General features: G+C 61.8%; 18 protein-coding genes. 8 read left to right on the top strand and 10 right to left on the bottom strand.

The window, feature by feature from the left end; translation table 11 throughout:
* Positions 1-99 precede the first annotated feature (99 nt).
* The 4 genes from SK47_RS05295 (at position 100) to SK47_RS05280 (ending at position 2854) form a co-directional block, all read left to right on the top strand.
* The gene (locus tag SK47_RS05295; RefSeq protein ID WP_048243609.1) at positions 100-1188 is read left to right on the top strand and encodes an oxidoreductase; all 1089 of its coding nucleotides are present in this window, start codon (positions 100-102) and stop codon (positions 1186-1188) included.
* A gap of 57 nt (positions 1189-1245) precedes the next feature.
* Positions 1246-1989: an SDR family NAD(P)-dependent oxidoreductase gene (locus SK47_RS05290; protein ID WP_017382507.1), complete on the top strand. Its 744-nt coding sequence runs from the start codon at positions 1246-1248 to the stop codon at positions 1987-1989.
* A gap of 183 nt (positions 1990-2172) precedes the next feature.
* Positions 2173-2475 carry a type II toxin-antitoxin system RelE family toxin gene (locus SK47_RS05285; protein WP_048243607.1) on the top strand — a complete coding sequence of 101 codons (303 nt, stop codon included), beginning with the start codon at positions 2173-2175 and terminating at the stop codon, positions 2473-2475.
* Positions 2450-2854, top strand: a complete 405-nt coding sequence (locus SK47_RS05280) for a helix-turn-helix domain-containing protein (protein ID WP_048243604.1) — start codon at positions 2450-2452, stop codon at positions 2852-2854. The genes SK47_RS05285 and SK47_RS05280 overlap by 26 nt, the downstream gene beginning before the upstream one ends.
* On the opposite strand, the gene SK47_RS05275 is transcribed toward SK47_RS05280, so the two are convergent.
* The 7 genes from SK47_RS05275 to entC form a co-directional block, all read right to left on the bottom strand.
* On the bottom strand, positions 2851-3048 hold the full coding sequence (locus tag SK47_RS05275) for a YbdD/YjiX family protein (protein ID WP_006809671.1): 198 nt from the start codon (positions 3046-3048) through the stop codon (positions 2851-2853). The two genes, SK47_RS05280 and SK47_RS05275, sit on opposite strands and share 4 nt — an antisense overlap.
* A gap of 114 nt (positions 3049-3162) precedes the next feature.
* On the bottom strand, positions 3163-5268 hold the full coding sequence (gene cstA, locus SK47_RS05270) for a pyruvate/proton symporter CstA (protein WP_045896367.1): 2106 nt from the start codon (positions 5266-5268) through the stop codon (positions 3163-3165).
* Between the two features lie 149 nt (positions 5269-5417).
* Positions 5418-5831 carry a proofreading thioesterase EntH gene (gene entH / locus SK47_RS05265; RefSeq protein WP_015571173.1) on the bottom strand — a complete coding sequence of 138 codons (414 nt, stop codon included), beginning with the start codon at positions 5829-5831 and terminating at the stop codon, positions 5418-5420.
* The gene (gene entA, locus SK47_RS05260) at positions 5831-6583 is read right to left on the bottom strand and encodes a 2,3-dihydro-2,3-dihydroxybenzoate dehydrogenase EntA (RefSeq protein WP_023305663.1); all 753 of its coding nucleotides are present in this window, start codon (positions 6581-6583) and stop codon (positions 5831-5833) included. The genes entH and entA overlap by 1 nt, the downstream gene beginning before the upstream one ends.
* Positions 6583-7437: an isochorismatase gene (locus SK47_RS05255; protein ID WP_048243602.1), complete on the bottom strand. Its 855-nt coding sequence runs from the start codon at positions 7435-7437 to the stop codon at positions 6583-6585. The genes entA and SK47_RS05255 overlap by 1 nt, the downstream gene beginning before the upstream one ends.
* Positions 7438-7447: 10 nt before the next feature.
* Positions 7448-9058: a (2,3-dihydroxybenzoyl)adenylate synthase EntE gene (gene entE / locus SK47_RS05250; protein ID WP_023324293.1), complete on the bottom strand. Its 1611-nt coding sequence runs from the start codon at positions 9056-9058 to the stop codon at positions 7448-7450.
* Between the two features lie 9 nt (positions 9059-9067).
* Entirely contained in the window at positions 9068-10243 is a 1176-nt protein-coding gene (gene entC, locus SK47_RS05245) for an isochorismate synthase EntC (RefSeq protein WP_032608824.1), read from the bottom strand.
* 188 nt (positions 10244-10431) lie between these two features.
* Between entC and fepB the strand changes: the two genes are divergently transcribed.
* On the top strand, positions 10432-11391 hold the full coding sequence (fepB, locus tag SK47_RS05240; protein WP_048209166.1) for a Fe2+-enterobactin ABC transporter substrate-binding protein: 960 nt from the start codon (positions 10432-10434) through the stop codon (positions 11389-11391).
* Between the two features lie 46 nt (positions 11392-11437).
* Here the strand turns inward: fepB and entS are convergent, their stop codons facing one another.
* Positions 11438-12685, bottom strand: coding sequence for an enterobactin transporter EntS (gene entS / locus SK47_RS05235; protein ID WP_045896360.1), 1248 nt, complete (start codon positions 12683-12685; stop codon positions 11438-11440).
* A gap of 108 nt (positions 12686-12793) precedes the next feature.
* Here entS and fepD point away from each other — a divergent pair, with 108 nt between their 5' ends.
* The 3 genes from fepD to fepC are packed head-to-tail and all read left to right on the top strand — an operon-like array spanning position 12794 to position 15584.
* Positions 12794-13798 (top strand): Fe(3+)-siderophore ABC transporter permease, encoded by a 1005-nt coding sequence (gene fepD / locus SK47_RS05230; RefSeq protein ID WP_048243600.1) that lies wholly within the window; start codon positions 12794-12796, stop codon positions 13796-13798.
* Positions 13798-14787, top strand: a complete 990-nt coding sequence (gene fepG, locus SK47_RS05225) for an iron-enterobactin ABC transporter permease (protein WP_072139725.1) — start codon at positions 13798-13800, stop codon at positions 14785-14787. Before fepD ends, fepG begins: the two co-directional genes overlap by 1 nt.
* Positions 14784-15584, top strand: coding sequence for an iron-enterobactin ABC transporter ATP-binding protein (gene fepC / locus SK47_RS05220; protein WP_022650565.1), 801 nt, complete (start codon positions 14784-14786; stop codon positions 15582-15584). Before fepG ends, fepC begins: the two co-directional genes overlap by 4 nt.
* 88 nt (positions 15585-15672) lie before the next feature.
* Here the strand turns inward: fepC and entF are convergent, their stop codons facing one another.
* Positions 15673-19530 carry an enterobactin non-ribosomal peptide synthetase EntF gene (gene entF / locus SK47_RS05215; RefSeq protein ID WP_048243598.1) on the bottom strand — a complete coding sequence of 1286 codons (3858 nt, stop codon included), beginning with the start codon at positions 19528-19530 and terminating at the stop codon, positions 15673-15675.
* The gene (locus SK47_RS05210; protein WP_003858806.1) at positions 19527-19739 is read right to left on the bottom strand and encodes an MbtH family protein; all 213 of its coding nucleotides are present in this window, start codon (positions 19737-19739) and stop codon (positions 19527-19529) included. Before SK47_RS05210 ends, entF begins: the two co-directional genes overlap by 4 nt.
* Positions 19740-19742: the final 3 nt, after the last annotated feature.

Raw genomic sequence — 19742 nt, 5'->3', positions numbered from 1 at the left:
ACAACGACGGAAAAGGCATAAGATAAAGCGAAATATTATTAGCCATCCGGATGTCCAGACATAACATCGGGTTAGCGCTTGCTAAAAAAGGACAACTTCATGAGCAACACCGATATCCGCGTCGTACCCGGCCCGGCGAACTACTTCTCTCATCCGGGAAGCCTTGCACACCTGGATAATTTCTTTACTCCGGAACAACTTTCCCGCGCGGTGTGGATCTACGGCGAGCGGGCAATCGATGGCGCACGCCCTTATCTGCCGCAGAGTTTTAACGCGACGGGGGCAAAACATCTGTTGTTTAAGGGCCATTGCAGCGAGCGTGACGTCATTCATCTGGTAAACGAGTCGGGAAGTGAAACCAGCGTGGTGATTGGCGTGGGCGGCGGTGCGGTAATGGATACCGTCAAGGCCGTGGCGCGTCGTCTGGGCGTGCCGTTCGTGGGCATTCCCACTATCGCCGCCACCTGCGCGGCGTGGACCCCGCTCTCCGTGTGGTACAACGATGCCGGTCAGGCGCTACAGTTTGAGATTTTTGACGACGCCAACTTTCTGGTGCTGGTGGAGCCGCAGATCATCCTTAACGCCCCGGCGGAATACCTGCTGGCGGGCATCGGCGATACGCTGGCGAAGTGGTACGAAGCGGCGGTGCTCGCCCCTCAACCTGAGAGTCTGCCGCTGACCGTGCGTCTTGGCCTGAACGGTGCGCTGGCGATCCGCGACGTGCTGCTGGAACGCAGCGAAGAGGCGCTTGCAGATCAGCAGCGCGGCGAACAGACGCAGGCGTTCCGGGACGTGGTGGATGCGATTATTGCCGGAGGCGGAATGGTCGGCGGTCTGGGTGAGCGCTATACCCGCGTGGCGGCGGCGCACGCGGTGCACAACGGCTTAACCGTGCTGCCGCAGACGGAAAAATACCTGCACGGCACCAAGGTGGCCTATGGCATTCTGGTCCAGAGCGCCCTGCTCGGTCAGGACGACGTGCTGGCGCAGCTGGTGGCGGCGTACCGGCGCTTTAACCTGCCAATCACGCTTCGCGAGCTGGACGTCGATATTCACAACCGCGACGAGCTGGATAAGGTCATTGCCCACACCCTGCGCCCGGTGGAGTCGATTCACTATCTGCCGGTGACGTTAACGCCTGAGGTGCTGCGCGCCGCGTTTGCGAAGGTGGAATCCTTCAGCCGTTAATTGCGCCGACGGGCTATACCTAATGATGATTCTCTCCACTCTTGCAACGAGGTCATCATGCAGATCGATTTAACAGGTAAAAAGGCGCTGGTTACCGGCGCCAGTCGTGGGCTGGGTCGGGCGATTGCGCTGTCGCTGGCGCGAGCCGGTGCCGATGTGGTTATCACCTACGAAAAATCCGTCGATAAAGCCCAGCAGGTCGTCGATGAGATCAACGCGCTGGGGCGACACGGCGAGGCGATTCAGGCCGACAGCGCCAGCGCGCAGGCGATTCAGGATGCGGTCACGCAGGCGGCGCGCTCCCTCGGCGGGCTGGATATTCTGGTCAATAACGCCGGGATTGCGCGCGGCGGCCCGCTGGAGTCCATGACCCTGGCGGACATCGACGCTCTGATCAACGTCAACATCCGCGGCGTGGTGATCGCCATTCAGGAAGCGCTGGTGCATATGTCGGACGGCGGACGCATCATCAACATTGGCAGCTGTCTGGCGAACCGCGTGGCGCAGCCGGGGATCGCCGTCTACTCGATGACCAAGTCTGCCCTTAACTCTCTCACCCGAGGTCTGGCCCGTGATTTAGGCCCGCGCGGCATTACCGTCAACCTGGTCCACCCCGGCCCGACCAACAGCGATATGAACCCGGAAGACGGTGAGCAGGCTGACTCTCAGCGTCAGCTTATTGCCCTGGGCCATTACGGCCAGCCGGAGGATATCGCAGCGGCAGTCACCTTCCTCGCCAGCCCGGCTGCGGGGCAAATTTCCGGCACCGGTCTGGATGTCGACGGCGGTCTGAACGCCTGATCGCAAATTTACTGTATGCCTCTGTCGCCCGGCAGAGGCCTGTTCGAGCCGCCTCGACGATTCGCGTTTTGCCGCTTTCTCGCGGTTATTCTCCGCTCTACAGTACCTCATTAGAAATTCGGAATTTATCTAATAGTCTTATTATTTCCTTATATTTTGTGTGGGCGTACAGTGGAGGTACGGATGAAGATTGTGTGGTCTAAAACAGCAGAGAAGCAGTTTTCTAAAATCGATCCTCGATATCAGAACCGCATTAAATTCAGGCTGGAGAAGATGGACGATAAAACATCACCTGTCGCGGATATCAAGAAATTATCTTCTCCCGAAAACCACTACAGGTTGCGATTAGGTGATTACAGGGTCATTTACACCTTCGGAGACCCGCCGGGTGATATCTGCTACGTAGTGGCAGTAAAACGCCGGACAACCACTACCTACCTTCATGAGGAGCATACGGAATATGGCTATTCAGTTCATCAAGGATGAAGAAGGAAAAAAACAGTATGTTGTCATACCCTACGGTGAATATTTTCGCATGCGTTTAGCCATGCTTGAGTACGATGACGATGATGAAAACGACTGGGAAGACATCCCTTACGAATCAGACATCTACGATAACGTAGGTTTACCGGGTGAAGTGTGCGACATCATGCATAACGAGAACGTCAGCCTACAGGCCGCCTGGCGCATTTTACGCGGCATGTCCCAGCAGGAGGTGGCGGAGAAGCTTGGCATCAGCCAGTCCGCCGTATCACAGCTGGAAGCGCTGGACTCCCGACCGCAAAAGCGCACCCGCGAAAAGCTGGCGGCAATTTACGGCTGTAAACAGGAGCAGATCAGCCTCTATTTACCAAAAGAGGGTTAACAGCACTTCGCCCCGCCCTTGCCGCCGTAGCGGGCGTCCTGACGGTCGCGGAAAAATTCTTCGTAGGTCATGGGCGTCTGGTCCGGGTGGTTGACGCGCATATGCTCGACGTAGTTGTCGTAATCCGGCACGCCAATCATCATTTTAGCGGCCTGGCCCAGGTATTTACCTGCTTTGGAAAGGGTGTCGAACATAATCAGTTTCTCGTTTGTATTCCCCTCACCCTGACCCTCTCCCCAAAGGGGAGAGGGAACTTTAACACCCTCTCCCCTTTGGGGAGAGGGGTGGGGTGAGGGGGTTTGGTAATGTTAATGCGCCCCTTTCGCCTGGGTGACAATCTCGTCCAGGTTCTCAGGCATTGGCTCATACGGCGTCTCTTTCGCCGTCGGTTTGGCGACTTTCAACGCCGCCAGCGCGGTTTTCAGAGAATACAACGCCAGCACCACAACCACCACCATAAAGAAGATGGTCAGCCCGGCGTCCAGACGGTTGTTAAACACCAGCTGCGACAGCTGAGATTCGGTGTACTGTGCCGGGATCTTACCGCTGTCGATCATCGCCTGGAACTTGTTGGCGATCGCCAGGAAGCCCACCTTGTTGTCCGGGCTGAAGGCTTTCTGCCAGCCCGCGGTCAGGGTACAGATCAGCAGCCACGCCGTTGGCACCAGCGCCACCCATGCGTAACGCTGGCGCTTCATCTTGAACAGCACTACCGCGCAGAGCATCAGGGCCATGCCCGCCAGCATCTGGTTGGCGATACCGAACAGCGGCCACAGGGTGTTAATCCCGCCCAGCGGGTCGACCACGCCCTGATGCAGGAAGTAGCCCCACGCCAGCACGCACAGCGCTGTCGCCAGCAGGTTAGCCGGGAGTGAATCGGTACGCTTCAGATTCGGGGAGATCACCCCCAGCAGATCCTGCAACATAAAGCGCGCCGCGCGCGTACCGGCATCCACCGCCGTCAGAATAAACAGCGCCTCGAACAGAATGGCGAAGTGATACCAGAACGAGACATCCATCAGCCCGCCCAGCGCGCCGTGCAGGATGTAGGCCATGCCCACCGCCAGCGTTGGTGCCCCGCCTGCGCGGGAGATAATCGACTGCTCGCCGACCTCATTAGCGATATGCGTCAGCGTTTCAGGCGTAATCGCAAAACCCCAGCCGCTCACCACCTGCGCGGCGGAAGCGACCACGTCAACGGTGCCCGCCGGAGCCAGGACCGCCATCGGGCTGTTCATCGCGAAATACACGCCCGGGTCAATAATGCAGGCGGAGACCAGCGCCATAATCGCCACGAAGGACTCCATCAGCATGCCGCCGTAGCCAATCAGGCAGGCCTGATTCTCATTCGCCAGCATCTTCGGCGTGGTCCCGGAGGCAATCAGCGCGTGGAAGCCCGACACCGCCCCACAGGCGATGGTGATAAACAGGAACGGGAACAGATTGCCGGTCCAGACCGGGCCGGTGCCGTCAATAAATTTGGTCAGCGCAGGCATGGTCAGGGTCGGGCGCATAATCAGAATGCCGATCGCCAGCCCGACGATGGTGCCGATTTTCAGGAAGGTAGAGAGGTAGTCACGCGGGGCCAGCAGCAGCCATACCGGCAGCACCGCCGCCACGAAGCCGTAGCCTACCAGCATCCAGGTCAGCTGCACGCCGGTGAAGTCGAAGAACGGTGCCCAGGTCGGGCTTTCCGCCACCCAGCCGCCGGAGATAATGGCAAACACCAGGAACACCAGGCCAATGACTGACACTTCACCAATGCGCCCCGGACGCAGGTAGCGAATGTAGATCCCCATGAACAGCGCCAGCGGTATGGTGAAGGCGACGGTATAGGTTCCCCACGGGCTGTGGGTCAAGGCTTTCACCACGATCATCGCCAGCACCGCGAGGATGATCACCATGATCATAAAGGTCGCCACCAGCGCAATCACCCCGGCGGTTGCCCCCATCTCTTCTTTCACCAGCTCACCCAGCGAACGACCGTCGCGACGGGTGGAGACGAACAGCACCATGAAGTCCTGCACCGCGCCCGCCAGCACCACCCCCGCGAGGATCCAGATCATCCCCGGCAGGTAGCCCATCTGCGCGGCCAGTACCGGCCCCACCAGCGGGCCTGCCCCGGCAATCGCCGCGAAATGGTGACCGAACAGCACTTTTTTATCGGTCGGCACGTAGTCCAGACCATCGTTGTGGCGCACGGCAGGCGTCATGCGCGTGCCGTCTACGCCCAGCACCGTCTTTGCGATATAGCGGCCATAAAAACGGTATGCGATCAGATAAATGCAGACGGAGGCGACGACGATCCACAGCGCGTTGATCTGCTCCCCCCGGTTGAGGGCGATATAGCCCAGGGCAAAGGCTCCCACCACGGAGAGCACCGCCCACGTAAGGTATTTCCCTGAGTTGTTCATAGTTGTTGTCCGTTGTTGTGAAACAGTTAGATGTTACATTTTGTTTCTAGAACAACGGGTAAAATTTAACAACTTTGAAACGCAATAATGCGTGGTCAAACCAGAGATTTACACCACAGTGTTAAGCCGATCACTTTCAGCTGAATGACTTACCCCAACACCATCGTACTCAACCGACAGGTACAGCACCGCCGTCCCTGCTCGTCGAACACCACGATCTCCCAGCTCTGGCTGGAACGGCCCAGATGCAGCGGCTGACACACGCCGCGTACCTTACCGTGTGAGACTGCGCGGTGGTGCGTGGCATTCAGTTCCGTACCCACCACGTTCTGCCCGTCACGGGTCATCAGAAAACCGGCCATCGAGCCCAGCGTTTCCGCCAGCGCCGCCGAGGCGCCGCCGTGCAGCAGGCCAAACGGCTGATGGGTACGCGCATCCACCGGCATTTCGGCTTCCAGCGTATCGTCCCCGAGGCGGGTATAGACGATGCCAAGGTGCCCCACCATCGTATTCAGGCTGGTGGCGTTCAGCTCCTCGAGCGTTAAATGACGTTTCCAGATCATTACGCCCCCAGCGTGGAGCCGCCGTCCACCACGATATCCTGCAAGGTGATATGGCTGGCGGCATCAGATGCCAGGAACAGCACGGTCGCAGCAATCTCCTGCGGACGGGCAATTTTACCAAGCGGAATGCCGAGCTTGAATTGCTCGCCAAAGCCGCGAATGCGCCGCTGTTCCGCATCGTCGCTGGTCCACAGGGTGCGCTGCATGTCGGTATCCGTTGAACCCGGCGACACCAGGTTACAGCGTACGCCGCTGCCCGCCAGTTCCAGCCCGACTGTCAGCGCCAGGCTTTTCAGCGCCGCTTTCGACGCGCCGTAGGCGCTCATGCCTATGCGCGGCGTGTGCGCCGCGTCAGAGGCTACGGTCACAATCGCCCCGCCCTGCTGACGACGGAACTGGCCCATCGTCTGCTGGAACAGGTTGAACGCGCCGCCGACGTTGACCGCAAAGGTCTGCTGCCAGTCCTCCTGCGAAAGCTGATCCGTCGCGCCCATACGCAGAATGCCCGCTGCGTTAACCAGCACGTCGAGCCGCTCAAGGCTGCTGAGCAAACGCCCGCAGACGTCACTCGCCTGCGCCGCATCCGCCACGTCCAGCGTTTCGGTGGCAAACGGATATTCGCCGTGAGGGAAAGCCAGATCGAACCCGGTCACCTGCGCCCCGGCCTCCACAAATGCCAGCGCGGTCGCATAGCCAATGCCCTTACCCGCGCCCGTCACCCAGACGGTTTTACCGGTAAAATCAAAAGCCATCACTTCACCTCGCGGGAGAGCAGCGCCCACCAGGCATCGAGGGTCGGATTTTTTGCCAGCATCACGAAATCAATGTCGCCGTGCACTTTGCGCCAGCGGGCGGCGAGCGCCATCATCCGTACTGAATCCAGACCGTAGTCGATCAGGTTTTCATCATCCATCGGCTCGTCGGACTCGTCCAGCAGCGGCAGGATCAGCGCGCGCAGCGCGGCTTTCGTTGCCGGAACGGACGGCAGCAGCTCGTCGGTCATCACCACGCGGCCCGAACGCCCGGCCACGTATTTCAGCGACATCAGGTGCTCGTCGCGGGTGAAATCCGCCAGCGCGTCGGCGATAAAGAACGGTTTGATGTCGCGCATAAAGGCGTCGGTGGCGGTGGTCATGCAGCCGATGTGGGCGTATACGCCGGTGATCAAAAGCTGGTTGCGCCCGGTCTCTTTCAGCATCTGCTCCAGCGGCGAGCGGTGAAACGCGCTGTAGCGCCACTTCACCAGCACGGTGTCCGCTTCATCCGGGGTCAGCTCAGCGACGATGCGCTGCTGCTCCGGCGAACGGGTCAGGCCCGGCCCCCACATGTCGTTCAGCAGGGCACGGTCTTCATCGCTCTGATCTTTCGGCTGCGCGGTGTAGTACACCGGAATATTGTGCTCTTTGCAGTACGCGCGCAGTTTAGCGATGTTCGCCACTACCTGCTGCATCATGTCGCTATTTTCGCCCCAGAAGTTCAGGAAGTACTCCTGCATATCGTGGATCAGCAGCGCGGCGCGCTCCGGTTCAAACGCCCAGTTCACTTTACTGGTCGGCAGTTCGGCGGCGGTTGGCAGCGCGTATGCAGTTAATTTTGGAATGGCCATTCTCTGTTCCTCAGCCCCGGGCGCGTTCAGCAAGCCACAGGCGCAACTGTTTCTTATCAACTTTGCCGACCGGCGTGAGCGGAAGCGCATCCACGCTCTCCACGCGGTCCGGCAGCTTAAATTCGGCAACGCCCTGCTCGCGCAGGAAGCGTCGCACCTCCACCGCGCGCAGGGGCTGTTTCACCACCAGGTACGCGCAGCTTTTTTCGCCCAGCAGGCTGTCCTCCATGCTCACCAGCGCGGCGTGGATCACCGCGTCGTGGCGCAGCAGCAGGTTTTCGATCTCTTCGGCGGCGATCTTCTCGCCACCGCGGTTGATCTGATCTTTCTCGCGCCCCTGCACGGTGATGTAACCCTGCTCGTCGATGGCGATCAGATCGCCCGAGCAGTAGAAACCGTTGGCATCAAAGGCGCTGGCGTTGTGTTCCGGGCTGTTGAAATAGCCGCGGAAGGTGTACGGGCCGCGCGTCATCAGGCGTCCGACTTCCCCGCGCGGCAGCGGGTTGCCGTCCTCGTCCGCCACCCACACTTCGTCGTCCGGGCACATCGGGCGGCCCTGGGTATTGATGATGCGCTCCGGCGCATCGTCGAGGGCGGTGTAGTTCACCAGCCCTTCCGCCATGCCAAACACCTGCTGAAGCTGGCAGCCAATTTCCGCCGGAATGCGCGCCGCAAGCGTGGCGGAGAGACGTGCGCCGCCTACCTGGAGCAGTTCGAGGGATTTCAGCTGGGCGTTCCCCGCGCCGTCGGCAATCGCCTGCAACCACAGGCTGACCGCGGGCGGCACCAGCGAGGTGACGTTGATCTGATGCTGCTCAATCAGCGGGAAGCAGAGCGTGGCGCTCGGATCGTTCGCCAGCACCACGCAGCCGCCCGCCGTGAAAACGCCTAACGATCCCGGCGAACTCATGGCGTAGTTGTGCGCCGCGGGAAGCGCGTTCAGATAGCGGGTGTGCGCAGTGATACCGCAGATTTCGTTGCTGCGGCGAATGCTGTAGTCGTAGTCGTTGTGCGTACGCGGGATCAGCTTCGGCGTGCCGGTGCTGCCGCCGGAGAGCTGGAAGAACGCCACTTCGTCGGCGGGCGTCGGGTTCGGGATGAAATTGTCCGCCGGGCGTGAAATCGCCGCCTCCAGCGCGTGTTCGCCCTTATCGCCGCGTAGCAGCACAACGCGTACCGAGCGATGCGCATCCACAAAGGTGTTGAGAAAATCATCGCCCGAGAACAGCGCGTGGTCGCGATCGGCAATCAGTACGGCGGGTTTGATCTGCTCCGCGTAGGCGTTGAGTTCACTGCGCTGATGGCTAAAGAGCGCGTTGACCGGCGCGACGCCGATTTGCAGTAGCGCGAAGAAGGTGATGTAGAACTCGGCCACGTTGCCGAGCTGCACCAGCGCGGTCTCGCCGCGATGCAGCCCCTGCGCCTGAAGGGCGGACGCCAGATTCGTCACCGCCTGATTAAACGCGCGGTAGGTAATGCGGCGATCGCCGTCAATTATCGCGACCGCATCGCTGTCCGCATGGTCCGTCAGGATGTGGGTCAGCGGCAGATCCTGCCAGTAGCCTTTTTCACGGTAGCGCCGGGCAAAATCCTCAGGCCAGCGGGTAAAAGGGATGGTCATGAGTATTCCTTAGTGCAAACCAAACACGTTGAGCATGGTGGAGAGCTTCACGCCCGTCTCGCGCCACTCGCCCACCGGGGAGGAAGCAGGCACAATGCCCGCGCCGGCAAACAGGCGAACGGTATTTTGATGCAGCCGCGCGCAGCGGATAGTTACCACCCACTCGCCGTTACCTTCGCTGTCGCACCAGCCAACAATGCCGCCGAACAGTTCGCGGTCGAAGGGCTCCAGCTCGGCAATGAGTTCTTTTGCCGCCTGATGCGGGAAACCGCTCAGGGCCGGGGTCGGGTGCAGCAGGCAGGCCAGCGTCAGGGCGTTCTCGTTTTCACGCGCGTCACCCTCAACCGGCGTGGCCAGATGCCACAGCGTTGGGGTGGTAATGAGCTGCGGGGAAGCCGGCATGCTCAGATGATGGCTGCGCGGTTCCAGAATGGTTTTCATCGCCTGGGTTACCAGGTCGTGCTCGTGACGGTCTTTTTCGGAGGCCAGCAGCTTAGTGCCCGCTTCGCGATCCAGCACATCGTCCGGCTGACGGCGCGCAGAGCCCGCCAGCGGCAGCGAACTAAAGTGCGCGCCCTCTTTACGCAGCAGCAGTTCCGGGCTGGCGCCCAGCAGCACGCCGCCGTCTTCCAGCGGTACGTGGAAGTTAAAGCTCGCCGGGTTCTGGGCGATAAGACGCTCCATCAGCGCGCTGCTATCAATCTGTTTGTCGGTGGCAATATCAATCAGGCGCGACAGCACCACCTTATTCACCTGCGGCGTGGCGGTGAGCGACGCGGCGCGGGCCACCATCTCCTCGAAAACCGGCTGCGGCGGGATCTCGGTGCGTTGTTGCACGTTCAGCGTCTGCGCGCCGGAGGCGTAGCGTGCGGACTGCTGACGCGCCGGGCGGGAGAAGGTTTGCCAGCGTTGCGGAATAAACAGCGAGGACGGTTTGCGGGTATCGAAGGGGATCGCCCCTACCATCACCGGATGGGCAATGCCGCTGTTTTTCGCATTCCGGAAAGCCTGAGCTAATTTCTGCTGAAAGGGACCCGCCGGATCGTCACCGCCGACGGCGGGTTCAGAAAAACGGGCAAAACAGCCGGACGTGGTAAAACTGCGGTAAGGCGACATAAAGAAAAAGCTATCTGCTTGCAGCGTAGTCGCGGTGTGCTGAACTTCCTCAGCCAGGGACGTGTCCATATCATCCTCCTTAAAATGATAAAAGAAGCAATAATGATTATCATTTATATTTTCGTCGGCTAACCTAATCCCACATCGCCCCGCTGTCAACCGTCGGGCAAATAACTTGTGCGACAAACGCTTGCATCCCTTCCCTACAGCCCTGAAAATGAGAAGCATTATCTTCAATAAAATCAGGATGCCGCTCTGTGAAAATCGCTGCCGTTTGCCGCAATGCCCTTCTTTTAACAGGACTTTTTGTTTTAGGACTAACCTCAGCCGCCGCCGACGACTGGCCGCGCCAGGTCTCCGACAGCCGCGGCGTTCACACGCTTGAGAGCAAACCGACGCGCATTGTCTCTACCAGCGTGACCTTAACCGGCTCGCTGCTGGCCATTGACGCGCCGGTCATTGCCAGCGGTGCGACCACGCCGAACAACCGCGTGGCGGATGCGCAGGGCTTTTTACGTCAGTGGGGCGATATCGCGAAGCAGCGTAAGGTTGCCCGGCTGTACATCGGCGAGCCGAGCGCCGAAGCGGTCGCGGCCCAGATGCCGGACCTGATTTTGATCAGCGCCACCGGCGGGGATTCCGCGCTTGCGCTCTACGAGCAGCTTTCCGCCATCGCGCCGACGCTTATCATCAATTACGACGACAAAAGCTGGCAGGAACTGCTGACCCAGCTGGGGACGATCACCGGGCAGGAGACACAGGCCGCAGAGCGCATCGCTGCCTTCGATAAACAGCTCGCCCAGGTGAAGCAGCAGATGAAGCTGCCGCCACAGCCGGTGAACGCCATCGTTTACACCGCCGCGGCACACACGGCGAACCTGTGGACGACAGACTCCGCGCAGGGCAAGCTGCTGCACCAGCTGGGCTTTACGCTGGCGGACCTGCCTGCCGGTTTGCAGACCTCAACAAGCCAGGGCAAGCGCCACGACATTATTCAGCTGGGTGGAGAAAATCTGGCGACGGGGCTGAACGGCGAAGGGCTGTTCGTGTTTGCCGGCGACCAGAAAGACGTGAATGCGATTTACGCCAATCCGCTGCTGGCGCATCTGCCGTCGGTGAAGAACAAGCGCGTCTGGGCGCTGGGAACGGAGACGTTCCGCCTGGATTATTACAGCGCGATGCTGGTGTTAGACAGATTGAATGCGTTGTTTAAGTAGGCATTTTTCCTCCCTCTCCCCGTGGGAGAGGGCCGGGGTGAGGGCATCAGGCCGCACCGTCGTTCAACGCGACCTCCTGCCTGAACCGCCGCAATTCCACCAGCGTCACCAGTAAGATCGCGCCAATCATCGCTAACACAAACCCGCTGCTGCTCGCCGACGCCACCGGGGTCATTATCGCCCCCATCCCGCCGAGGATCGCCGCGCCAATTGCATCGCCCGTCACGTTCTGCGCGGTCCACAGGCCGTTAATGCGCCCGAGCATCCCTTCCGGCGTCTGGGTCTGGATCAGGGTGTACTGTAAAAGCGAGCTGACCGCGCTCAGCCAGCCAAAAATCACCAGACACATTACCCCCAGCGCCCACACCGGCATCAGGCTGAAGAAACCAATCGCGATAAACGAGGCCAGCGTCGCCACCAGCATGATCAGCCCCGGTCTCGCGCTCTGCGCCAGGTTGCCGCTGGTCAGCGCCCCACACGCGGCGCCGAGCGGAATGGCGGCGTACAGCACGCCAATCTCTGAGGCGCTCATCTGCCACTCGCCCGCCAGCGCCGGGTACAGCACGCGCACGGCGCTCGCCATCGTCAGCAGGCCGCCGAGCAGCGCAATGCCGCCAATCAACGGGTTGCTGAACAGAAAACGAATCGCGGCCATCAGGGACTTCAGCGGATGCTCGCGCGGCTGCGGCGGCGGTGGCAGGAGCGGCAGACGCAGCAGCGTCAGGGTGGTGATAAAGGTTCCGGCTGCGGCAAGGCCGTAGTTCCACGCCACGTTGCCGGTCGCCAGCAGCAGACCGCCGACCATCGGCGAAATCACCGAGCCGAGGCGCACGGTGAGCATGGTGATCGCCCCCGCCTGCATCAGGTTCTCGCGCCCGACCAGCGCGGGCGTGGCCGCCAGCAGCGCCGTCACGCCTAACGAGGCAAAAAAGCCGTCCCACAGGCCCAGGGCATAAATCACCATCAGCGACGGCTCCGGCAGCATGGCGTTCAGACACAGCCCGACAAAGCCCACCCCGCAGGTGCCGCGCGCCAGCAGGATAAGCTTTTTACGCTCGTAGCGGTCCGCCAGCACGCCGCCCACCATCAGGCCGATAAACATCGCCCCGCCGGTTAAGGTGACGGATAGCCCTACCAGCCAGCTGGAGTGAGTGATGGTCTGGATTTGCACCGGCACGGCCACACCAAGCAAACCGAGGGACAAAATGGAGATAAAGCGAGCGATAAAAACGGCGCGATACGCCGGGTGTGTTTTGAGCAGGCTGAGGTTAAGCAGCCAGGATTTTTGATTCATGACAAAGCCTTGAGTCTATTTCTACCCATTCCATGGGCGCACATGCTAACATAGCCAAATAAGATAGATAACGATAATCACTATCATTATCAAATCATGGATGTTGCTATGTCGTTTTCCTCTTCTGCGGTGCGCACCCTTGCCGTGCCCGTTTTATTGCTACTGCTAATCCTTGCGATTGCACTCAGCCTGCTGGTCGGCGCAAAACCGCTGCCCGCGTCCGTTATTGTCGATGCGCTATCCGGTACCTGTCAGAGCGCCGACTGCACCATCGTGCTCGACGCTCGCCTGCCCCGCACCCTTGCCGGCCTGCTGGCCGGTGGTGCGCTCGGCCTTGCCGGTGCCCTGATGCAAACCCTCACCCGCAACCCGCTGGCGGACCCTGGCATTCTCGGCGTGAACTCTGGTGCCAGCTTCGCCATTGTGCTCGGCGCGGCGCTGTTTGGTTTCACCTCTCCGTCTGAACAGCTGGTGATGGCCTTCTGCGGCGCGCTGGCCGCCTCGCTGGTGGTGGCGTTTACCGGCAGCCAGGGCGGCGGACAGCTCAGCCCGGTACGCTTAACGCTGGCGGGCGTAGCGCTCGCGGCGGTACTGGAAGGCTTGTCCAACGGCATCGCCCTGCTCAACCCGGACGTGTATGACCAGCTGCGCTTCTGGCAGGCGGGTTCGCTGGATATTCGTACCCTTGAAACCTTAAAAGTGGTGGTGATCCCGGCGAGCGTCGCTGCCGCCGTGGCGCTCTGTTTAAGCCGGGCGCTGAACAGCCTGAGCCTCGGCAGTGACACCGCGACCGCCCTCGGCAACCGCGTGGCGCGTACGCAGCTGACGGGCCTGCTTGCCATCACCGTGCTGTGCGGCAGCGCGACCGCCGTGGTCGGCCCGATTGCCTTTATCGGCCTGATGATGCCGCACATGGCGCGCTGGCTGGTGGGGGCGGATCACCGCTGGTCGCTGCCGGTCACGCTGCTGGCGACCCCTGCCCTGCTGCTGTTTGCCGACGTGCTGGGCCGCCTGCTGGTGCCGGGCGAACTGCGTGTCTCGGTGGTCAGCGCCTTTATCGGCGCGCCGGTGCTGATCTTCCTGGTACGACGCAGACGCGGGGGTAGCGCATGATGGCCCCGTCCCGTCGTTTACTCACCAGCGTCGCCCTGCTGGTCGTCGCCTGTCTGCTGCTGGCGGTCTGGAGCCTGCAAAGCGGTGCCGTAACGCTTGATTTCGCGCAGGTCTTTCACGCTCTCACCGGCAGCGCGCCGCGTAACATCACCATGGTGGTCACCGAATGGCGACTGCCGCGCGTGGCAATGGCGATCCTGGTTGGCGCGGCGCTTGGCGTCAGCGGCGCGATATTCCAGTCGCTGATGCGTAACCCCCTCGGCAGCCCGGACGTGATGGGCCTGAATACCGGCGCGTGGAGCGGCGTGCTGGTGGCGATGGTGCTGTTCGGGCAGCATCTCACGGCCATTACCTTTACGGCGATGGCGGGCGGCATTCTCACCTCCCTGCTTATCTGGGCCCTGGCCTGGCGCAACGGCATCGACACCTTCCGCCTGATCATCATCGGGATCGGCATCCGCGCGATGCTGATGGCGTTTAACACCTGGCTTCTGCTACAGGCGTCGCTGGAAACCGCACTCTCCGCCGGACTGTGGTACGCCGGTTCCCTCAACGGTCTGACGTGGGTAAAAACCTGGCCCGCCGCGCCGCTGATTATCCTGATGTTTATCGGCGCGTTGCTGCTGGTCAGGCGCATGCGGCTGCTGGAGATGGGCGACGACAGCGCCTGCGCGCTGGGCGTGAGCGTAGAGCGCTCGCGCCTGATGCTGATGCTGGTGGCGGTCTTGCTGACCGCAGCGTCTACCGCCATCGCCGGGCCGATCTCGTTTATTGCCCTTGTCGCGCCGCATATCGCGCGGCGACTTAGCGGCACCGCGCGCTGGGGATTAACCCAGGCGGCGCTGTGCGGTGCAGTATTACTGCTGGCCGCCGATCTCTGCGCCCAGCGGCTGTTTACGCCTTATCAACTGCCGGTGGGCGTGGTGACCGTCAGCCTCGGCGGGATTTACCTCATCGTCTTGCTCGTTCAGGAGTCACGCAAGAAATGACAGATTTAACCACCCGCTTGCGCGGCGAAAACTTGACCCTCGGCTACGGCAAAAAAATCATTGCCCGGGACTTATCCGTCGCCATTCCGGACGGCCACTTCACCGCCATTATCGGGCCAAACGGCTGCGGCAAATCAACATTGCTGCGCACGCTGAGCCGCCTGATGTCGCCGGTTGAGGGCAGCGTGTTCCTCGACGGGGAGCAGATCCAGCGCTTCGCCAGCAAAGAGGTGGCGCGCCGAATTGGGCTGCTGGCGCAAAACGCCACCACGCCGGGGGATATTACCGTGCAGGAGCTGGTCTCCCGCGGGCGCTATCCGCACCAGCCGCTGTTTACCCGCTGGCGCAAGGAGGACGACGAGGCCGTGAAGCGCGCGATGCAGGCGACGGGCATCACCGAGCTGGCCCAGCAAAGCGTCGATACCCTCTCCGGCGGACAGCGCCAGCGCGCGTGGATCGCAATGGTGCTGGCGCAGGAAACCTCGATCATGCTGCTGGACGAGCCGACGACCTGGCTGGATATCAGCCATCAGATTGACCTGCTGGAGCTGCTGAGCGAGCTGAACCGTACGCAGGGGTACACCCTGGCGGCGGTGTTGCACGACTTAAACCAGGCGTGCCGCTACGCGACGCATCTGATTGCGCTGCGCGACGGCGAGATTGTGGCGCAGGGCGCGCCGAAGGAGATTGTTACGCCAGAGCTGATCGCGCGGATCTACGGCATGCGCTGCATGATTATTGACGATCCGGTGGCGGGTACGCCGTTGGTGGTGCCGCTTGGAAAACGTGCGGTCTGATGCCCTCACCCCGGCCCTCTCCCACAGGGAGAGGGAGCAAACCATCCCCTCTCCCCGTGGGAGAGGGTTAGGGTGAGGGGCATTTGCACTATCCTAAAATTTCCTTCAGTACCGGCCCAATTTTCTCAAACGCCTGCGGTGAAATAATATCCACGTGAGCGCAGTCCTGGCTGTAGACCTCCAGCTCGCCCACCCACGGCGCCCACGCGGCCTGAGGATCCAGGGTTCGCGTTCGCTCGGCGACAAACAGCGTCGCTTTACCGTCAAAGCGCGCGCTGTGCGCGGTGGTGAGCAGCCGCACCGCGTCGGCGTAGTTGCCCTCAATGGCGTTAAACAGCTCGCTGGAGCCCTGCCCCTGCTGGGCGGCGATAAACGCCTGACGCTCGCGCTCGATCTCTGCCAGCACCGCCGGGTCGAGGCCGTTAGCCTCTTTCTCCGCCCAGTTCTGGGTTTCCGGCGGCCAGGTATCCAGCAGGCCGAGGAACGCCACTGCTTCACCCTGCTCGCGCAGGCGGGCCGCAATGCCCTGCGCCAGCGTGCCGCCGAGGGAATAGCCGAACAGGTAATACGGCCCCTGCGGCTGCTGCTTACGCAACGTGTTCAGATGATGTTCGATCACCCCATCGAGATCCGCGCACTGCTGCATCGGGCCGTTTGGCCGCGGCGACTGAATGCCGACGATGGACCAGCGCGGGCTGAGGTAGCGCGCCAGGACGCTAAACTGCCAGGCAAAGCCGGACGCCGGATGGAAGCAGAACAGCGTCGGGCCGTTGCTTTCACGCAGCGGCAGAAGGGTTTCATACCCCAGACGCTGCGCCTGTTCGTCGCTCATCTGCGAGTCCAGCAGGGCGCTAAGCTTGCTTACCGTCGAGGCGACCATAATCTGCCCCGGCGTGACCTTACGGCTGAACGCACGGCTGAGCTGAGCCGCGAGGCGCATCGCCAGCAGCGAGTGGCCGCCGAGGGCAAAGAAATCGGCCTCGATATCGTTCACCGCGCAGCCCAGCAGGGAAGAAAACGCCTGCGCCACGGCCACTTCGGTTTGCGTCTCAGGTGCGCGACCGGAAGTTTTGCTGGTCAGCTCCGGCAGCGGCAGCGCCTTGCGATCCAGCTTGCCGTTGGCGCTTAACGGCAGCGCGCTGATTTGCAGCAGCACCACCGGCACCATATGCGGTGGCAGCTGGGCTTTGAGTGATGCAAGCAGCGCGTCGCGATCCAGCGGTAAGCCGGATTCGGAAACCACGTACCCCACCAGCTGTCGGGCATCGCCACCCGTGGCTGCCGCCTGGTTGAACACGCAGGCGTGCGCCACGGCCTGGGCCACATCCGGCAGCGCAAGCATGGCCCGGTCGATTTCACCCAGCTCGATGCGCTGGCCGCGAATTTTCAGCTGGTCGTCGCTGCGGCCCAGATATTCCACCGCGCCGTTATCCAGCCAGCGGGCAACGTCACCGGTGCGGTACATCCGCTCGCCCGGCGCGAACGGGTCGGCGATAAAGCGGCTGGCGGTAAGGTCGGGGCGTCCCAGATACCCCTGCGCCAGCTGGATGCCGGTGAGATACAGATCCCCCGCCACGCCGAACGGTACCGGGCGCATCATCGCATCCAGAATGCGCAGCCCCGTATTCCATACCGGGAAACCGATCGGCACGCTGTTGCCCTCCACCGCCGCCAGCTCGGGGCCGTACGCCGGATACCAGCTGACGTCCACCGCCGCTTCGGTCGGGCCATAGAGGTTGTGCAGCGGCGCATGGGTGAGCTGTTCCCACTCGCGACACAGCGCAGTCGGCAACGCCTCGCCGCTACAGAACACCTGCTTCAGCGTCCTGCAACAGTGGGCGTTTTCCGGCGTCAGCGAGGCAACGAACGCCGCCAGCATCGACGGCACGAAGTGGGTGGTGGTTACGCCATATTCTGCGAAGAAGCTCTGCATCGCCTGCGGATCGCGGTGCGCGTCCGGCTCGGCCATCACCAGCTTTGCCCCGGCGATAAACGGCCACCAGAACTCCCACACCGACACGTCAAAGCTGCACGGCGTTTTCTGCGCCACCACGTCATGCGCCGTCAGTGGATAATGATCCTGCATCCACTTCAGGCGGTTAACGATGGCGGTATGGCCGACCATCACCCCTTTTGGACGCCCTGTCGAACCGGAGGTAAAGATGATGTACGCGGTTTGCTCCGGCTTCGCCAGGCGCAGAGGTTCAGCATCGGTGGCCGGTAATAGTGTGTTGTAACTAAAGGTGGCGATCGGCAGATCGCTAAAGCGCGGAAGCTGTTCGTCGGTGGTAATGAGCAGCGACGGCTTCGCGTCCTCCAGCATCATCCGCAGACGGTCATCCGGGTAACCGGTGTCGAGCGGCAGCCACGCGGCGCCCGCCTCCACAATGCCGTGCAAGGCTAACGTCAGGAACACCGAGCGCGGAAGCGCCACCGCCACGCTGTCGCCCGGCTTCACGCCGCGCGCGCGCAGCAGGTTTGCCAGCGCGACCACCTGCTCGCGCATCTGGCGGTAGTTCAGTTCAGTATGGGCATCCGCCAGCGCGGGGGCGTCCGGCGTTTTGCTCGCCTGCTCCGCGACCAGATCCGCCAGCGTGGTGGACGGCAGCGCCAGCCCGGTATCGTTAATGCGCGCCAGCCGGGCGTATTCCTGCTCTGATACGGTGTCCACGTCGCCACAGCGCAGGTCCGGGTTGGCGGCAAACTGCGTCAGCATTGCGTTCAGCCGCACCGCGTGACCCTTTAGCGTCGCCTCGTCGTAACGCTGCCCGTTGGCGAGGATCTCAATGCTCAGTCCGCCCTGCTCGTCCGGGAACAGCGCAAGCTCCAGATCGTTCACCGGGCCGGTCGCCAGCGTGTGGGTAATGGCCTCCACGCCGTCGATATCCAGCTGATAATCGAACACCTTGACGTTCAGCACCGGACCAAACAGGGCTTCATCGCCTGCGGCACGTCCGCTGTCGCGCACGATCTGTTCGGCGTCGTAACGCTGATGGCGACGCATCTTTTTCAGCTGGTTCGCCAGGCGCAGCGCCAGTTCCGGCAGGCTCTCGTGCGGGCGAATATTCACCGCCAGCGGCAGGACGTTGAGCACCGGTCCGGTCGCGGTCAGCGCGGCGGAGCCCATGCGGCGCATAAAGATAAACCCGGCGGCGTAGTCCAGCCGTCCGGTCAGGCGGCCCAGCCACAGCACCACCAGCGCAAGCGCCAGATCGGTACGCTGCGCCTGGCCTGCCATCTGTGCAAGCTGGCTGAAAGCACGTCCGTCCATCGCCATTTTCAGGCGCAGGATGTCGGTGGTGGCGGCGTGTCCAGGCAGGGGCGCGGAAGAGAGCGAGACCGGAGAAGGAAGCTGTTGGCGCTGTTCGGCCCAGAAAGCACCGTCGCGCTGATACGCCTCACTGTCGCGATAGCGCTGATACTCCTCCACCACCTCGGCGAACGGGGTAAACGGGGAGGCGGGCGCGGGTTCCCCTTTCTGCCACGCAGCGTAAATGGCGGCGATCTGACGCGTAATGGCCGGGAAACTGAAGCCATCTACCACCAGATGATGATACCGCTGATACCAGTACCAGTGGCTTTCTCCCACCTGGATCAGCTGGTGAAACGCCAGCGGCAGACCGCTGTCGACGCGCAGGTTCTGGTTGAGATCGGCCTCCATCAGCGCCACGGCGGCGTCGTGGGAGTCAACGCGCACGATGGACGGCTCCGGCAGGAGCATGGCCTCATCGATCCACTGCCACACCTCACCGTTATCTTCGGCAAAACGCATCCGCAGGGTGTCGGCCTGCATCATGCCTTCAGCGATGGCTTTTGCCAGCAATGGCGCATCGATAGCGCCTTTCAGCTCGGTATAGTGCGCGACGCTCCAGGCGTTTGGCAGGGAGGAAAGCTGCTCTGCCATCCAAATCCCCGGCTGGGCGGCGACAAGAGGGAGACGGTTCATGCGCGCTCCCCCGCAAAATAAAACGGCTCAAGCGTCTGCCACTGTTCCGCCAGCCACTGCTGGCACGCCTCCTGAGATTGCGGTTCGCAGACCACGCGCCAGCCCGCGGGCAACTCGCACTGCTGCGGCCACAGGCTGTACTGCCCCTGGTCATTTTGCAAAATGGCGAACTGTCCCTGCGGATTATCGAAAGGATTGCTGAATTCCATACA

The sequence above is a fragment of the Enterobacter sp. BWH52 genome, assembly GCF_001037565.1.
GTDB classification, from domain to species: Bacteria; Pseudomonadota; Gammaproteobacteria; order Enterobacterales; family Enterobacteriaceae; genus Enterobacter; species Enterobacter hormaechei_C.
Note: the sequence above shows the minus strand (reverse complement) of the source record. Positions and strands in the feature narration are given on the sequence as shown.

Bases quoted from the DNA above. Each gene is read 5' to 3' on its own strand.
- SK47_RS05285 (WP_048243607.1), top strand. From the start codon at position 2,173: ATGAAGATTGTGTGGTCTAAAACAGCAGAGAAGCAGTTTTCTAAAATC.
- SK47_RS05255 (WP_048243602.1), bottom strand. From the start codon at position 7,437: ATGGCCATTCCAAAATTAACTGCATACGCGCTGCCAACCGCCGCCGAA.
- SK47_RS05210 (WP_003858806.1), bottom strand. From the start codon at position 19,739: ATGGAATTCAGCAATCCTTTCGATAATCCGCAGGGACAGTTCGCCATT.
- SK47_RS05290 (WP_017382507.1), top strand. From the start codon at position 1,246: ATGCAGATCGATTTAACAGGTAAAAAGGCGCTGGTTACCGGCGCCAGT.
- fepD (WP_048243600.1), top strand. From the start codon at position 12,794: ATGTCGTTTTCCTCTTCTGCGGTGCGCACCCTTGCCGTGCCCGTTTTA.
- SK47_RS05295 (WP_048243609.1), top strand. From the start codon at position 100: ATGAGCAACACCGATATCCGCGTCGTACCCGGCCCGGCGAACTACTTC.
- entE (WP_023324293.1), bottom strand. From the start codon at position 9,058: ATGACCATCCCTTTTACCCGCTGGCCTGAGGATTTTGCCCGGCGCTAC.
- entH (WP_015571173.1), bottom strand. From the start codon at position 5,831: ATGATCTGGAAACGTCATTTAACGCTCGAGGAGCTGAACGCCACCAGC.
- entF (WP_048243598.1), bottom strand. From the start codon at position 19,530: ATGAACCGTCTCCCTCTTGTCGCCGCCCAGCCGGGGATTTGGATGGCA.
- fepG (WP_072139725.1), top strand. From the start codon at position 13,798: ATGGCCCCGTCCCGTCGTTTACTCACCAGCGTCGCCCTGCTGGTCGTC.
- fepC (WP_022650565.1), top strand. From the start codon at position 14,784: ATGACAGATTTAACCACCCGCTTGCGCGGCGAAAACTTGACCCTCGGC.
- SK47_RS05275 (WP_006809671.1), bottom strand. From the start codon at position 3,048: ATGTTCGACACCCTTTCCAAAGCAGGTAAATACCTGGGCCAGGCCGCT.
- entS (WP_045896360.1), bottom strand. From the start codon at position 12,685: ATGAATCAAAAATCCTGGCTGCTTAACCTCAGCCTGCTCAAAACACAC.
- cstA (WP_045896367.1), bottom strand. From the start codon at position 5,268: ATGAACAACTCAGGGAAATACCTTACGTGGGCGGTGCTCTCCGTGGTG.
- SK47_RS05280 (WP_048243604.1), top strand. From the start codon at position 2,450: ATGGCTATTCAGTTCATCAAGGATGAAGAAGGAAAAAAACAGTATGTT.
- entC (WP_032608824.1), bottom strand. From the start codon at position 10,243: ATGGACACGTCCCTGGCTGAGGAAGTTCAGCACACCGCGACTACGCTG.
- entA (WP_023305663.1), bottom strand. From the start codon at position 6,583: ATGGCTTTTGATTTTACCGGTAAAACCGTCTGGGTGACGGGCGCGGGT.